At 68.2% G+C, this 15294-nt stretch carries 12 protein-coding genes; 7 read left to right on the top strand and 5 right to left on the bottom strand.

All coding sequences use genetic code 11. The features are described from left to right. Positions 1 to 122: 122 nt before the first annotated feature. The 4 genes from ACLJRM_RS04660 to ACLJRM_RS04645 all read right to left on the bottom strand — a co-directional run bounded on the left by ACLJRM_RS04660 (position 123) and on the right by ACLJRM_RS04645 (position 5647). Positions 123 to 1331, bottom strand: coding sequence for an acyl-CoA dehydrogenase family protein (locus ACLJRM_RS04660; protein ID WP_101610361.1), 1209 nt, complete (start codon positions 1329 to 1331; stop codon positions 123 to 125). 18 nt (positions 1332 to 1349) lie between these two features. After that, positions 1350 to 2645 carry an acyl-CoA dehydrogenase family protein gene (locus ACLJRM_RS04655; RefSeq protein WP_101610360.1) on the bottom strand — a complete coding sequence of 432 codons (1296 nt, stop codon included), beginning with the start codon at positions 2643 to 2645 and terminating at the stop codon, positions 1350 to 1352. 559 nt (positions 2646 to 3204) lie between these two features. Then, the gene (locus ACLJRM_RS04650) at positions 3205 to 4410 is read right to left on the bottom strand and encodes a low temperature requirement protein A (protein WP_410662375.1); all 1206 of its coding nucleotides are present in this window, start codon (positions 4408 to 4410) and stop codon (positions 3205 to 3207) included. A 52-nt stretch (positions 4411 to 4462) separates the two neighbouring features. Beyond that, entirely contained in the window at positions 4463 to 5647 is a 1185-nt protein-coding gene (locus tag ACLJRM_RS04645; RefSeq protein ID WP_101610358.1) for a TetR/AcrR family transcriptional regulator, read from the bottom strand. A gap of 156 nt (positions 5648 to 5803) precedes the next feature. Between ACLJRM_RS04645 and ACLJRM_RS04640 the strand changes: the two genes are divergently transcribed. The 7 genes from ACLJRM_RS04640 (at position 5804) to ACLJRM_RS04610 (ending at position 13039) form a co-directional block, all read left to right on the top strand. After that, on the top strand, positions 5804 to 7012 hold the full coding sequence (locus ACLJRM_RS04640; RefSeq protein ID WP_410662374.1) for an acetyl-CoA C-acetyltransferase: 1209 nt from the start codon (positions 5804 to 5806) through the stop codon (positions 7010 to 7012). Positions 7013 to 7022: 10 nt separating this feature from the next. Continuing rightward, a complete protein-coding gene (locus tag ACLJRM_RS04635; protein ID WP_410662373.1) occupies positions 7023 to 9194 on the top strand; it encodes a 3-hydroxyacyl-CoA dehydrogenase NAD-binding domain-containing protein in 2172 nt (723 codons plus the stop codon). Positions 9195 to 9468: 274 nt separating this feature from the next. Beyond that, the gene (locus tag ACLJRM_RS04630; RefSeq protein WP_158255732.1) at positions 9469 to 9642 is read left to right on the top strand and encodes a hypothetical protein; all 174 of its coding nucleotides are present in this window, start codon (positions 9469 to 9471) and stop codon (positions 9640 to 9642) included. A gap of 61 nt (positions 9643 to 9703) precedes the next feature. Then, positions 9704 to 10255 carry a MauE/DoxX family redox-associated membrane protein gene (locus ACLJRM_RS04625; protein ID WP_410662372.1) on the top strand — a complete coding sequence of 184 codons (552 nt, stop codon included), beginning with the start codon at positions 9704 to 9706 and terminating at the stop codon, positions 10253 to 10255. A gap of 2 nt (positions 10256 to 10257) precedes the next feature. After that, positions 10258 to 10800: a TlpA family protein disulfide reductase gene (locus ACLJRM_RS04620; RefSeq protein WP_101610354.1), complete on the top strand. Its 543-nt coding sequence runs from the start codon at positions 10258 to 10260 to the stop codon at positions 10798 to 10800. Continuing rightward, positions 10797 to 12626, top strand: coding sequence for an ABC transporter ATP-binding protein (locus ACLJRM_RS04615; protein WP_410662371.1), 1830 nt, complete (start codon positions 10797 to 10799; stop codon positions 12624 to 12626). The genes ACLJRM_RS04620 and ACLJRM_RS04615 overlap by 4 nt, the downstream gene beginning before the upstream one ends. Then, on the top strand, positions 12623 to 13039 hold the full coding sequence (locus ACLJRM_RS04610) for a S26 family signal peptidase (RefSeq protein WP_168214399.1): 417 nt from the start codon (positions 12623 to 12625) through the stop codon (positions 13037 to 13039). Before ACLJRM_RS04615 ends, ACLJRM_RS04610 begins: the two co-directional genes overlap by 4 nt. A gap of 63 nt (positions 13040 to 13102) precedes the next feature. Here the strand turns inward: ACLJRM_RS04610 and ACLJRM_RS04605 are convergent, their stop codons facing one another. Then, a complete protein-coding gene (locus ACLJRM_RS04605) occupies positions 13103 to 15202 on the bottom strand; it encodes an MMPL family transporter (RefSeq protein ID WP_410662370.1) in 2100 nt (699 codons plus the stop codon). Positions 15203 to 15294 lie beyond the last annotated feature (92 nt).

Here is a 15294-nt window from a genome sequence, read left to right as displayed (position 1 = left end):
TACCTCCGCCCGGACGTCGGGGCGGTTCACTTGATGGTGTTGTCGTGATGATGGAGTTTGTTGGGAATAAACAGGAAAGGGGCCCGTGCAGCTGCACGGGCCCCTTCACGGCACTTCGGGCGCTACTTGAGCTCGGAGCTCGTCTTGCCCAAGATCCGGCGAGCCACGATCAGCTGCTGGATCTGCTGCGTACCCTCGAAGATGTCCAGGATCTTCGCGTCCCGGCTCCACTTCTCCAGCAACGATTCCTCGGTGTAGCCCAAGGTTCCGGCGAGCTCGACACACTTCAGCGTGATCTCGACGACCGAGCGGCCCGCCTTCGCCTTGGCCATCGAGGCCTGCAGCGAGTTCGGCTTGCGGTTGTCGGCCATCCACGCCGATTCCATGGTCAGCAGGTACGCCGCTTCGTAGTCGGCTTCCAGTTGCAGGAACGTGGCCGCGGCCGCGTGCTGGCTGTGGACGGGCTTGTCGTAGTCGATGGTCACCCCGGCGTCCGTGAGGATCTTCCGGGTCTCCTCCAGCGCCGCGCGGGCGACGCCGATGGCCATGGCGGCGACCAGCGGGCGGGTGTTGTCGAAGGTCTGCATGACCCCGGCGAAACCCTTGGCGGTGTCGATCTCCGGCGTGCCGAGGAGGTTTTCCACGGGCACGCGGACGTTCTCGAAGCGCAGCACGGCGGTGTCGGAGGCGCGGATGCCGAGTTTGTGCTCGACGCGCACCACCTCGAAACCGGGCGTTCCCTTCTCGACGACGAACGACTTGATCGCCGCGCGGCCCTTCGTCTTGTCCAGAGTGGCCCAGACGACGACGGCGTCGGCGCGCTCGCCCGCGGTCACGAAGATCTTCTCTCCGTTGATCACGTACTCGTCGCCGTCGAGGCGCGCGGTGGCGGTGATCGCGGCCGAGTCCGAGCCGCAGTCCGGTTCGGTGATCGCCATCGCGGCCCACAGCCCGGAGAACTTCTTGAGCTGTTCGTCCGTGGCGACCGAGCCGATCGCGGCGTTCCCGAGGCCCTGACGCGGCATCGACAGGAGCAGACCGACGTCGCCCCAGCACATCTCGATCGTGCCGAGCACGATGTTCAGGTTGGACCCGTTGCGGTTGCCCGGCTTCTCGTTCTTTTCGGACCGGCGGACACCCGCCGCGCCCGCGCCGCCCTCGCCGGAGGAGTTCAGCCCGTCCAGCAGCGCGGCGAACATGTCGAGCTCGGCGGGATAGGTGTGCTCGGCGCGGTCGTACTTGCGCGAGATCGGCCGGAACACCTCGGCCGCGGCCTGGTACGCCTGGTTGATCAGGGTGCCGGCCTTCTTCGGAACCTCAAGGTTGATCATGATTGCCTTTCGAAAGTCCTAGAGGAGGACGGCGCCTTCCATCACGCCGATCGCGCGGAGGTCGCGGTACCAGCGTTCGACGGGGTGCTCCTTGACGAAGCCGTGCCCGCCGAGCAGCTGTACTCCGGCGCTGCCGATCTGCATTCCCTTGTCGGCGGCCAGTTTCCGGGCCAGCGCGACCTCGCGGGCGTACGGCTTGCCCTGTTCGGCGCGAGCGGCGGCGCGGAGCGCGACCAGCCGCAGTCCTTCCAGCTCGATGGCGATGTCGGCCACCGAGAACGCGACGGCCTGCCGGTGACTCACCGGTTCGCCGAACGCCTTGCGCTCGTTGACGTAAGGCACCACGTAGTCGAGGACGGCCTTCGCGGTACCGGCGGCCAGCGCGGCCCAGCCGAGCCGCGAGAGCCGGACGACCTCGGTGAAGACCTCGGCCTTACCGCCGCCGAGCAGTGCTCCGGCGGGCAGGGCGACCTTCTCCAGGTGCAGCTTCCCGGTCGCCGCGCCGCGCAGGCCCATCGCCGGTTCGGTCTCGATGGTCACGCCCGCATTGGACGACTCCACGAGGAACAGCGCCGGACCGCGGCCTTCGAGGTCGGCCGAGACGATGAACAGCTCGGCGTCCGCGGCACGCGGGACCAGCGACTTCACGCCGTCGAGCTGGTAGCCCTTCGGAGTGCGGCGGGCCTTGGTGGCGGGCTTGAACGGGTCGAACAAGGCCGTCCGCTCCTGCAGCGCGAGCGCCGCGGCCGGGACGTTCTCGCCGACGAACGCGGGCAGGTAGTCCGCCTGCTGCTGCTCGTCGCCGTAGGACACCAGCGCGGTGCTGACCGCGGACGGCGCGAGTACCGCGACCGCCAGTCCGAGGTCGCCGTGCGCGAGGGCCTCGGCGACCAGCGCGTTCGTGACGACCGACCGTTCGGTGCCGATGCCGCCCAGCTCCTCGGGGATGCCGACGAGCGAAATCCCGAGTTCGGCGGCGCGGCTCAGCAGGCCTTCGGGGGCCTGGAGCTTCGCGTCGGCGTCGGCCGCGGCGGGCCGCAGCTGTTCGGCCGCGAACTCCGTCACGGTCTCGACGATGAGCTGCTGGTCCTCACTCGGGGTGAGGTCGAACAGTCCCGTGTCCTCGGCCGGCGCGAGCCGCGCGGGCTTGCCGAGCTTCTGGGCGGACTTGAACGTCCGTCCCGCCGCGCCCGCGACCCGGAAGCCGTTGCGCGTCCCGGCACTGACCAGGTTCTGCACGGGCTTCCGAAGTCCGGCCCGTTCAATGACCTTGCTCCCGGCCAGCCGGGTGAGCGCGGACAGGCCGAAGCCCATCGCGTCTCGTTTCCTAGGCGCACCCACGGTGAGTCTCCCTGCCTCGCTTACCTACTCGCGAGTAGGTTAACTCCCTTGGGGCCGATGCGCTACTAGGGGGGAGTCGAACGTCACGCTCGTGAGTGATTTGGGTGGTGAGGGCGCCCGGATTGCTCACGAGGGGAAGGGGTGTGGACGTGAGTGCCCCTCACGAACCACCCGGCGCCGTGGTCACCCGGAAGTACGTGATGGCCCCCTTCCTTGCGCTAGACGCAAGGAAGGGGGCCTTCGCTCGCCCACTGGTGCGGGTGGGGCGGCTGTGGCGATCACGAAGGTAGTGAAGGCCTCCATCACTACGGTCAAGGTAGGCAAGGGGCCCTTCACGGCCCGCCCCCCGTGAACGACCGCAGCCAGAGGCCGGCAGGTGACCAAGACACCCTCGGCCCAACCCGAATCGCCACTCACGACCCACCCGGCCCACCCAGCGCCGTGGTCGCCCTGAAGTACGTGAAGGGGACTTTCCCCGCATCCCGCTCGGTGAAGGGCGCCTTCGTCGCGTCGCACTCGGCGAAGGGCCCCTTCAGCCCAGGTTCGGCGCCTCAGCCATCAGCCGCACCCGAGCCGCGCCCGCCCGCTCGAACAGGACCAGCCCCACCGCCGCCGCGGCCACGACACCCACGAGCGCGATCGCCGGCACCAGTTCCAGCAACGGCGTCGCCGCCAGCAGGACGACCGCGAGCACCAGCCGCCGCACGTTCCAGGAACCGAGGTTCCGCCGCCGCAGCCCGCTCAGCGCGATCAGGTACAGCGCGAGCCCGCCGGTGAGCGCCCAGATCGGCGTCCCGTGCAGGCCGTCGGAAAGGCTGTGGTGCTCCGTGTCGGACACGTACAGCAGCGACTTCTTCAGTCCCAGCGCCACGAGCACGATCCCGGCGATGAGCGGGAGGTGCAGGAACGTGTAGGTGTCCGTTCCGATCCGCACCCGTTCCACGCCTTCCGCGCGTTTGAGGTTGTGCTCGGAAACGTGCGCGACGACGGCGAAGTACATCCACCACATCGCCGATGCCAGCGTCAGCCCGAAAACGGCGGCGAGCGTGATCGGCCAGGACATCGGGTACGAGCTGATCCCGATGCCGATCGCCACGATCGACTCGCCGAGCGCGATGATCACGATCAGCCCGAACCGCTCGGCGAAGTGGCCCGGCTGGTGCAGCCGCCAGTCCGAGGAGCGCGTCCGGAAGACATTGACGTAGTCGGCCAGCATCGCGACGGCCCAGATGCCGAGCTGGACCCAGCCGGAGAAGAACGCCGCGACGGCCAGCAACGCCACGCTCGGCAGCAGGCCGACGAACATCTTCAGGACCACCTTGCGCAGGCCCGGATCCGTCCGGGCGGCGCCGAAGTACGCGACCAGGTGCAGCAGCCGCACGACGAAGTAGCAGCCGACGAACATCAGCGGCGCGTACAGGCCGCCGGGCAGATCGGTGAACGCCTCCGGGATGGTCAGCGAGACGAGGAACATCGTCCCCATCGCGGCGAACATCGCCAGCTGGGCGATGCCCCGGTCGACGTGCAGGGTGTTGGCCAGCCAGGCGTAGGCGCACCAGCACCACCACAGGACGGCGATCATGGCCACCCCCTGCCCGATGCCGAGCGGGCTGAGGTGATCGGCCATCAGCTGCGTGGTCTGGGTGATGGCGTAGACGAAGACCAGATCGAAGAAGAGCTCCAGCGGGGAGACCTTGTGGTCTTCGTCCCGGGTCACCAGATGCAAGGGCACGCGCACATCGTGCCCTTCACTCCTTTGCAGTACACGCGAGTTTGCTCAGAGCTGACTTTCAGACGCCGAGAACCGCGTGCATCAGCGTCGTCAGCTCGGCCTCGATGTTCGGGCGGCCGTTGACCCGGCGGGTGCGCGCGAGGTCGTTCGCGATGGTCAGCGCGGCGTGAACGGTGATCTTCACTTCGCGCAGGCTCAGTTCCGGACGGACTTCCGAAGCCAGCGCGATCCAGCGCGCGACATAGTCCCGCTGGACCCGGAGCAGGTCCGCCTTGTCGCGTTCCGGCAACTCCATGGGGCTGCCGGAGAACGACACCAGCAGCTCGGGGGTGTGCAGCAGGGTGTGCACATAGGACGCCGCCAGCCTGCGCAGCGCGTCGCGTTCGTCGTCGGTCCGCAGCGCGCGTTCCGCGGCGAGCGCCAGCCTGTCGGCCGCGCGATGCCCGATCGCCACCATCAGCGCGGCCTTGCTGGGGAAGTGCCGGTACACGCTGGGCCCGGCGATACCGGCGGCCGCGCCGATCTCCTCCATGCTGACCGCGCGGAAGCCGCGTTGCCCGAACAGCTCGGTCGCGGCCGCGAGGATCTGCTCGCGGCGGGACGGCTCGCCGAGCGCGATCGACGGCGTCTCGGGGGACGGCTCGGCGGGCTCGGGCAGTGTGACATGCAGCACCGATTCCGCCAGCTGCACCAGGATCTGCGCGAAGCGTTTCTTCGCCACGGACGTGTGATGGACGGACACACTGCCGAAGACGCTCAGCCCCGCCCAGCACAACAGTTCGGCGTCGTCCTCGGTCAGTTCGGGCCGCAGCGCGAGCAGCGCCTTGGACCACGCCGCGAGCACCGCGCCCGACCGGCGGCGGATCTCCCGGCGGCCTTCTTTCGGCAGATGCCTGCCCTCCCAACGCCACAGCGCGGCGACCTCACGCCGCTCCACGGCCTGCGCGGCGAGGGTGCCCAAAAGGGCGTTGACCTGGGCGGGGACCGGTGTGTCGAGGTCGGCGAGTGTCTCGAGGGTGGCCGCCTCCATGTCGTCGATGCCGGACAACACGACGTAGGACAGCACCGCCTGCTTGTCCGCGAAATGGCGGTACAGCGCGGGCCCGGTGATCCCGGCCGCGGCGGCGATGTCGTTGATGCCGACGCCGTGGAACCCGCGGGCGCGAAACAGCTCCGCGGCGAGGCCGGCCAGCTGGGCCTTGCGGTCGCGCGGTCGGGCTGAACGCTCGGTCGGGTGATCCATAGGTGAACCCACGATAGCGTGGGTTGCGTGCATCGCAACCCATTGACACCATGGGGTTATCGCGGTTTATGTTAATGACCATTAGCATGGCTACTGGCCGGTACGATCCGGCTGTGTTCATCCTTGATACAGCGCCGTACGCGGAGGAGTTTTTCTGTGAGTGAGGCCTACATCTACGAGGCGATCCGTACGCCTCGCGGCAAGAACAAGGGCGGTGCCCTCCACGGCACCAAGCCGGTCGATCTCGTGGTCGGCCTCATCGAGGAACTGAAGGTCCGGCACCCGAACCTCGACCCCGCCGTGATCGACGACATCGTCCTCGGCGTGGTGTCCCCGGTCGGCGAGCAGGGCGCCGTGATCGCGCGCACCGCCGCGCTGAACGCGGGCCTTCCCGAAACGGTCGCGGGCGTACAGCTGAACCGCTTCTGCGCCTCCGGCCTCGAAGCCACCAACACCGCCGCGCAGAAGGTGCGCTCCGGCTGGGACCAGCTGATCATCGCCGGTGGCGTCGAGTCGATGTCGCGCGTGCCGATGGGCTCCGACGGCGGCGCGCTGTTCATGGACCCCGCCACCGCGTACGACAACTACATCGTCCCGCAGGGCACCGGCGCCGACCTGATCGCGACCATCGAGGGCTTCTCCCGCGAGGACGTCGACGCGTGGGCCGTGCGTTCGCAGGAGAAGGCCGAAGCGGCCTGGTCCGGCGGCTACTTCGCGAAGTCCGTCGTCCCGGTGAAGGACATCAACGGCGTCACGATCCTCGACCACGACGAGCACCGTCGCCCGGGCACCACCGTCGAGGGCCTCGGCAAGCTCAAGCCCGCCTTCGCCGGAATCGGTGAGCTGGGCGGCTTCGACGCTGTCGCGCTGCAGAAGTACCACTCGGTCGAGCGCATCGACCACGTCCACACCGGCGGAAACTCGTCCGGCATCGTGGACGGTGCCGCGGTGGTGCTGGTCGGCAACGAGCAGATCGGCAAGGACTTCGGCCTGACCCCGCGCGCCCGCATCGTGGCGACCGCGACCGTCGGCTCCGAGCCCACGATCATGCTCACCGGCCCGACCCCGGCCACCGAGAAGGTCCTCAAGATCGCCGGTCTCACCCCGGACGACATCGACCTGTGGGAGCTGAACGAGGCCTTCGCCTCGGTCGTCCTCAAGTGGATCAAGGATCTGCACCTCGACGAGGAGAAGGTCAACGTCAACGGCGGCGCCATCGCGATGGGGCACCCGCTGGGCGCCACCGGCGCGATGCTGGTCGGCACCGTCGTGGACGAGCTGGAGCGTCGTCAGGCGCGCCGCGCCCTGGTCACCCTGTGCATCGGCGGCGGCATGGGCGTCGCGACCATCATCGAGCGGGTCTGAGGAAGAGACAATGACTGAAGCGAAGACCATCCGCTGGGAGCAGGACGCCGACGGCATCGTCGTGCTCACCCTGGACGACCCGAAGCAGTCCGCCAACACGATGAACGCCGACTTCCGCGAGTCGCTCGGCGTAGTCGTGGACCGCCTTGAGGCGGAGAAGGACGGCATCACCGGTGTCGTCCTCACCTCGGCCAAGAAGACCTTCTTCGCCGGTGGTGACCTCAACGACCTGATCAAGGCCAAGCCGGAGAACGCGGCCGAGATCACCGAGAGCAGCGCCCTGATGAAGGGCCAGATGCGACGGCTCGAACAGCTGGGCAAGCCGGTCGTGGCCGCCATCAACGGCGCCGCGCTCGGCGGTGGCCTCGAAATCGCGCTCGCGACGCACCACCGCATCGCAGCCGACGTCAAGGGCAGCCAGATCGGTCTCCCCGAGGTCACCCTCGGCCTGCTCCCCGGCGGCGGTGGCGTGGTCCGCACCGTGCGCCTGCTGGGCATCCAGAGCGCGCTGCTGAACGTCCTGCTGCAGGGCCAGCGGCACCGCCCGGCCAAGGCCAAGGAACTCGGCCTCGTGCACGAGCTCGTCGGCACCGTCGAGGAACTGGTCCCGGCCGCGAAGGCGTGGATCAAGGCCAACCCCGAGGGCGGCGTGCAGCCGTGGGACGTCAAGGGCTACAAGATCCCGGGCGGCACCCCGTCGAACCCGGGCTTCGCGGCGAACCTGCCCGCGTTCCCGGCGAACCTGCGCAAGCAGATCAAGGGCGCGAACATGCCCGCCCCGCGGGCGATCCTGGCCGCGGCCATCGAGGGTTCGACGGTCGACTTCGACACCGCGATCACCGTCGAGACCCGCTACTTCATCAGCCTCGCCACCGGCCAGGTCTCGAAGAACATGACGAAGGCGTTCTTCTTCGACCTCCAGAGCATCAACTCCGGCGGTTCGCGGCCGGACGGCTTCGAGAAGTACACGGCCAAGAAGGTCGGCGTCGTCGGCGCGGGCATGATGGGCGCCGCGATCGCGTACGTCTCGGCGAAGGCCGGTATCGACGTCGTGCTCAAGGACGTCACCCTCGAAGGCGCCGAAAAGGGCAAGGGCTACGCGGTCAAGCTCGAGGAGAAGGCTCTCTCCCGCGGCAAGACCACGCAGGAGAAGTCCGACGCGCTGCTGGCCAAGATCAAGCCGACCGACAAGGCGGAGGACTTCGCCGGCGTCGACTTCGTGATCGAGGCCGTCTTCGAGAGCGTCGAGCTGAAGCACAAGGTCTTCAAGGAGATCGAGGGCTTCGTCAACCCGGACGCCGTGCTGGGCTCGAACACCTCCACGCTGCCGATCACCTCGCTCGCCGAGGGCGTCCAGCGGACCGAGGACTTCATCGGGATCCACTTCTTCTCGCCGGTGGACAAGATGCCGCTGGTCGAGATCATCTGCGGTGAGAAGACCTCGCCCGCCACGCTGGCGAAGGTCTTCGACTACACGCTGCAGATCAAGAAGACCCCGATCGTCGTCAACGACAGCCGCGGCTTCTTCACCTCGCGCGTCATCGGCACGTTCATCAACGAGGCCGTCGCCGCGCTGGGCGAGGGTGTTGAGCCCGCGTCGATCGAGCAGGCCGGTGCGCAGGCCGGGTACCCGGCGCCGCCGCTGCAGCTGATGGACGAACTGACCCTGACGCTGCCGCGCAAGATCCGCAAGGAGACGCGCGAAGCGATCGAGGCAGCCGGCGGCACCTGGAACGGGCACGCGTCCGAGGGTGTCATCGACCGGATGGTGGAGGAATTCGACCGCAAGGGCCGCTCCACCGGCTCGGGCTTCTACGACTACGACGAGGCGGGCAAGCGGACCGGTCTCTGGCCGGGCCTGCGCGACGCGTTCAAGTCGGGCAGCGCCGAGGTTCCCTTCGAGGACCTCAAGGAGCGCATGCTGTTCGCCGAGGCGCTCGAGACCGTGAAGTGCTTCGACGAGGGTGTGCTGACCACCATCGCCGACGCCAACATCGGTTCGATCTTCGGCATCGGTTTCCCGGCGTGGACCGGCGGTGTCATCCAGTACATCAACCAGTACGAGGGTGGCCTGCAGGGCTTCGTCGACCGCTCGCGCCAGCTGGCCGAGCGCTACGGCGACCACTTCACCCCGCCCGCTTCGCTGGTCGAGAAGGCCGCGAAGGGCGAGATCTACGAGTAGGCCACTTCCCGGCCAGGCGTGACACGAAGGGGCCGTTCAGGACAGACATCGTCCTGAACGGCCCCTTCTGTACGGCAAAGGGGTGGCGCGCCCGCAGCCTGTTGCCTTGCCGTATTTCTCCCGCTATCGTGACCGAATCGGTGGGGGCCGGCCGACTGGGGGTTGGAGTAATGATTTCCTTGGCTTAGGGTCTGTCTTCGCGAACTCCTTTGTCTGTCTATTCTCCCGCTGATGCACGTCAAATTCACTGGAACTGGGGAAGGTGGTATTTGTCATGCTCGAATTGGTTCAGAAACTCGGTGATCGGCTACTGGGCAAAGTGGTGCCCGAAGTTCCGGCGGCGGCGCACGAATTCTGTGGGTGCTGGCCCGACGAGGCCGGGCGCAGGTGGCATTTCTACAAGGACTGCGTGAGCTGCCTCTGTTACCAGGTCAGCACCCGCTGCTGAGAAGTGCCGGAAGACGGCGGCTCCGGCCGCCGTCTTCCCTTTCCCGGCATGGGGAGAACGCATGTACTTGTCGATCGCCTGCGCCGCCGCGCTTGCTCTCGTATTCGGTATCTCTGCCGCCGGTAAATTCGGCGGCGAAGGATTTCGTTCCTTTGTGGCGTCCGCGGGGCCACTGAGGCTGATTCCGCGCGCGCGACGCGCCATTGTCGCGAGAATGGTCGTCGCGGTTGAATTCTTCATCGTGGCGGCGTTGATCACCGGTTCGGCCGTCCGGTCGTGGAGTGCCCTCTTCCCGGTATTCACCGGTGCGGCGGCGCTTCTCGCGGTGTTCACCGCGGCGATCACGCTGTCGCTGTCGCGCGGAGAACGCGCGCCGTGTCACTGCTTCGGCAGGAGCGCGGCGCCACTCGGCGTACCCCAGGTGGTGCGCAACGGTTTGTTGCTGGGCATCGCGCTGACCGGCTCGGTGGCTTCCCTCGTCGAAGCACCGCACGGAGCCCTGCCGGGAACGGCTGTCGCGATTTGCGCCGGTCTCGTCGTCGGCTTCGTCGCCGTGCGCTTCGACGACATCGTGGAACTTTTCCGGGACGTCCCGGAACTCGTCAAGGAGTAGGTATGGGGATCCTGATCGCCGTTCTCGTCCTGGTCGGCGCTCTGCTCGTGCTCGATCTGGTGCTGACGTTCGGGGTGATCAAGAGGCTGCGCACCCACTCCGAGCTGATCGGCAAGGCGCTCGAGAACCGCGTTCCCGCAGGGCCGGTCATGGTGGCCGAAGGGAATCTGGTCGCGGACTTCACCGCGCGGACTGTCGATGGTGTCGAAGTGTCGCGGTCCAGCTTCACCGAGCAGACGCTCGCGGGGTTCTTCGCCGTCGAGTGCGATACGTGTATCGAGAAGCTTCCTGACTTCGTCGAGCACGCGAAAGACCATCCCCGGGATCACGTTCTCGCCGTGGTCCAGGGAGACGCCGACGGCGCGGCCGAGTTCGTCGCCAGGCTGGCACCGGTGGCCCGTGTCGTCGTCGAGCCGGTCGGGGGCGTGGTCAGCAAGGCCTTCGAGGTACGCGGAACGCCCGTGGTGGCGATGCTCGGCCCCGGTGGACGGGTCGTGGCCGCCGGCTTCCAGCCGGAAGTGCTGCCGCGCCTGGCGGTCAGGTGAACTCTCCGGGCCCGCGGTCGGCCGTCGTCGCACTGGGTGTCGCCTGGACCGCCGCGCCGCTGATCCTGCTGGGCAGTCTCGCGATCAGCGTGCTGACGGGTGTGCTGCCGGTGATCGTCGCGTGGTTGACCAAGCTGGTTCTCGACCGGGTGGTCGCCGCCGAGGTCCGGCTGGACGAGCTGACCTTGCTCGCCGTGGGTCTCGCGGTCGCGGGAGTGTCGGTCGCGTTGCTCGGCGAGGCCGGGCGGTACCTCTCGGGTGAGCTCACCCGCCGGGTCACCCTGCTCACCAGGGACCGGCTGTATCTCGCGACGGGACGGCTGGCCGGCCTCGCCCGCCTCGAACAGCCCGCCTACCGTGACCGGTTGCACCTGGCCCAGCAGCACAGCTACTCCGGTCCCGGCGTGATCCTGGATTCGGTCGTGGGCGGCGTCCAGGCCGTGCTGACCACGGTCGGGTTCCTGGTGTCGCTGGCGGCGGTCAGCCTCCCGGTCACCGCGGTCGTGATGGTCGCCGCGGTCCCGACGCTCATCGCGGAACTGAAACTGAGCAAGCGCCGTGCGCAGGTGCTGACCGGTCTCAGCCCCACCGAGCGGCGTGAGTTCTTTTACATGCAGTTGATGACCGGCCTCGACGCCGCCAAGGAGATCCGGTTGCTCGGGCTCGGCAGGCTGTTCCGGGGCCGGATGCTGGCCGAGCTCGGCAAGGCCAACACGCAACGACGCCTTGCCGATCTTCGTGAGTTGCGCGTCCAGGGGATACTGGGCGCGCTCAGCGCCGTCGTCGCCGGTGCCGGGCTGGTCTGGGCGGTGCTGGCCGCAGGCCGGGGTCAGCTGACCGTCGGCGACATCGCGGTCTTCACCGCGGCCGTCGCCGGCGTGCAGGGTTCACTCGCCAACCTGATCGGCCGGATCGGTGCGGCGCACAACGCCCTGCTGTTGTTCGAGCACTACCGCACCGTGACGACGGAAGGCTCCGATCTCCCCGTGCCGCCGGAGCCGGGAACGGTTTCGCCGCTGCGGCAGGGGATCGAGTTCCGCGATGTCTGGTTCCGCTATGGGCCGGGGCATCCGTGGGTGCTGCGCGGGGTGAACCTGTTCATCCCCCGTGGAGAGTCGATGGCGCTGGTCGGGCACAACGGGACGGGGAAGAGCACGATGGTGAAGCTGTTGTGCCGGTTCTACGATCCGACCCGTGGAGCCGTCCTCTGGGACGGTGCCGACCTGCGCGACCTGCCGGTCGACGAACTGCGACGCAGACTCGGCGCGGTGTTCCAGGATTTCATGACCTACGAGATGAGCGCGGCGGAGAACATCGCGCTCGGCGACGTCGACGGTGCGGACGAACTGGGCCCCGTCGACGAGCGGCTCACGGCCGCGGCCGAGCGGGCGGGAATCCACGACACGCTCGCGAATCTGCCTCGCGGTTACCGGACACTTCTTTCCCGGAGTTTTGTCAGCGAGGAGGACAAAGACGATCCGGAAACCGGTGTCCTGCTTTCGGGCGGGCAATGGCAGCGGGTCGCGCTCGCGCGGGCGTTCCTGCGGGACCAGCGGGATCTGCTCATCCTGGACGAGCCCACGTCGGGGCTCGACGCCGAAGCCGAACACGAAATCCACACTTCGCTCGCCGAGCATCGGGCCGGCCGCACGAGTGTGCTCATCTCCCATCGGCTCGGGTCCGTCCGGGCGGCCGACCGGATCGCCGTGCTCGTCGACGGCCGGGTCGCGGAGCTGGGCACCCACGACGAACTGGTGTCGTTGGACGGCACCTATTCGCGGCTCTTCCGGTTGCAGGCCAACGGATACGTTCAGGAAGTCTCGTGAAGATCCTGGCCCTGCTGGCTTCGGCGGCTTCCGGTCTGCTGGTGCTGCGCTGGGTGAAGCGCCGTTGGGCGGTGATCGCCGTGACGGGTTCCAGCATGACGCCGACGTTCCACGAGGGTGACCGGGTACTGGCGCGGCAGCGCCCCAAGGCCATCGCGGTGGGGGACGTCGTCGTGCTCGAGAATCCCGGATCGGGTCCGCTGCCGGTGCGATGGACCGTCAAACGAGTGGTCGCGGTCGGCGGGGACACGGTCCCCGAGGAAGCGGCGGGCCGGGTCGAGGCCGGTGCGGTCGTGCCGCCGCGGCATCTGGTGGTGCTGGGCGACAACCGGGCGCTCAGCGCGGATTCGCGGCACCACGGGTACTTTCCCGTGGACCGGGTCTTCGGCAGGGCGCTTCGCCGTCTCGGCTGAGTGCAATGAAAGGCCCGTTCCTTGCAAATTTTGCAAGGAACGGGCCTTTCCTAGCGTCCGGGGTCAGCGCGACGAAGGTTCGAGCGCCACGTGGGGCAGCCGCCGGTCCAGCCACCGCGGCAGCCACCAGGCGCGCTCCCCGAGCAGCCGCATCACCGCGGGCACCACGAGACAGCGGATCACGAACGCGTCCACCAGCACCGCCACCGCCAGCCCGAGGCCGAACTGCGCCAGCATCCGGTCGGGGTTGAGCAGGAACGCGCCGAACACCAGGATCATGATCACCGCCGCCGCCGTGATCACCCCTCCGGTGGAAGCGAGCCCTTCGCGGACGGCGTGCCGCGCGTCGCCGGTGCGCCGCCATTCCTCGTGCATCCGGGACACCAGGAACACCTCGTAGTCCATGGAAAGCCCGAACACGATCGCGAAGATCAGCACCGGCACGAACGCCTCGATCGGCCCCGGCTGCGCTCCGAACAGGCCGTCGCCGAACACCGCCGTCATCACGCCGAGCGCGGCGCCGATGCTCAGCAGGTTCAGTACGGCCGCCTTGAGCGGGATCAGGATCGACCGGAAGACCACCATCAGCAGCAGTGCCGACAACCCCACGACCACCAGCACGAACAGCGGCAACCGGTCGCCGACGGCGTCCGCGAAGTCCACCGCCGCCGCGACCGAGCCGCCGACGAGGTACTTGCCGGGCAGGCTCGGCAGCACCTCGGTCCGCAGCCGCTCGACCAGTTCACCGGTCGCCTCGTCCTGCGGCGAGGACGTGGGGAACGCGAGGACCGTCATGACACCCTGCCCCATCGGCGGCGTCGCCTTGGCGATACCGGGGGTGGCCTCGAGTTTCCGTCGCAGCGCGACGCCGTCGCCGTTCTCCGTGACGATGATCAGCGGTTCGCTGAAGCCCGGGCCGAAGCCTTCCGACATCAGGTCGTAAGCCTTGCGGGTGGTCGAAGTCTCGGGATTCGTGCCCGCGTCGGCGAATCCGAGGCGCATGCCGAGTGCCGGCAGCGAAAGTCCGATGAGGACGAGCAGCCCGATCGCGAGCGGGACCATCGGCCGCCGCTGGACCGCGTCACCGAGTTTGCCCCAGGTCTTGCCGTGTTCCCGTTTCGCGGCGTGCTTGCGAATGCCCTTTTCCAGTCGCCGGCCGAAAAGTGAGAGCAACGCGGGCAACAGGGTGACCGACGCGAGCATCGTCACCAGGACGGTCAGCGCCACCGCGAGAGCGACTCCCCGCAGGGAACCGAGACCGAGCGCGAGCAGGCCGAGCAGGGCGATGATCACCGTTCCGCCGGCGAACAGCACCGACCGGCCGGCGGTGTCGAGTGCGCGCCGCGCCGCTTGTTCGCGGTCGAGACCGCCGAGTATTTCGCTGCGGTAGCGGGAAAAGATCAGCAGCGCGTAGTCGACGCCGACACCGAACCCGACCAGCATCATCAGCGGCGCCGTGTAGCCGGCGATGTCGACGAACCGGCTGACCAGCACGATCACGCCGAGCGTGCTGCCGACGGCGAAGATCGCCGTGATCACCGGGAGCCCGGCGGCGAGGATCGAGCGGAACAGGAAGACGAGGACCACCAGCGCGGCCAGCAAGCCGACGCCCTCGGACGGCCCGCCGCTCTCATTGGTCCGTTCGATCGGCTCACCGCCGAGTTCGACCTGGAGTCCGGCCGATTCCGCTTTCTTCGCGGTGTCGGTGACGCGCACGATGTCGTCGTACGGCAGGTCGTTCGACTCCAGGTCGAAAGCGATGGCGGCGTAACCGATCGTTCCCTCGCGCGAGATCGCGGACGGGTCGTCGAACGGACTCGTCACGGCTTTGACGTGGGGCTGGTTCCGCACCTCGGCGAGCATCGAGTCGATCGGGCCGCGTGCGGTGGCCAGTCCGGCGCCGGTCTTGAAGACGATTTCGGCCGTCGCGCCGGTCCGGGCGGGAGCCTGTGCCTCGAACAGGTCCATGATCTGCTGGGATTCGGTGCCCGGCAGGGAATGGTCGTCGTGGTAGGCGCTGCCCGCCACCTGTGAGCCCAGGGTGACGCCGAGAAGGGTGAGCAGCCAGAGCGAAACGGCGAGCCAGCGATGGCGCTGTGACCAGCCCGCCAGCCTCGAAAGGCCGCCCCCAGGCCGCCTTTCGGAAAGCGTAATGGTGTCCATGGCGGAAAGCATCGGCTTTTCCGCGCCGCAGGGCGTCGGGCTCCGGCGGGCACTCCGGCCACAACTTCTGGGTACCCCTAAGGCGCTTCCCG

This window comes from Amycolatopsis sp. lyj-84, assembly GCF_046549075.1.
GTDB lineage: Bacteria > Actinomycetota > Actinomycetes > Mycobacteriales > Pseudonocardiaceae > Amycolatopsis.
Note: the sequence above shows the minus strand (reverse complement) of the source record. Positions and strands in the feature narration are given on the sequence as shown.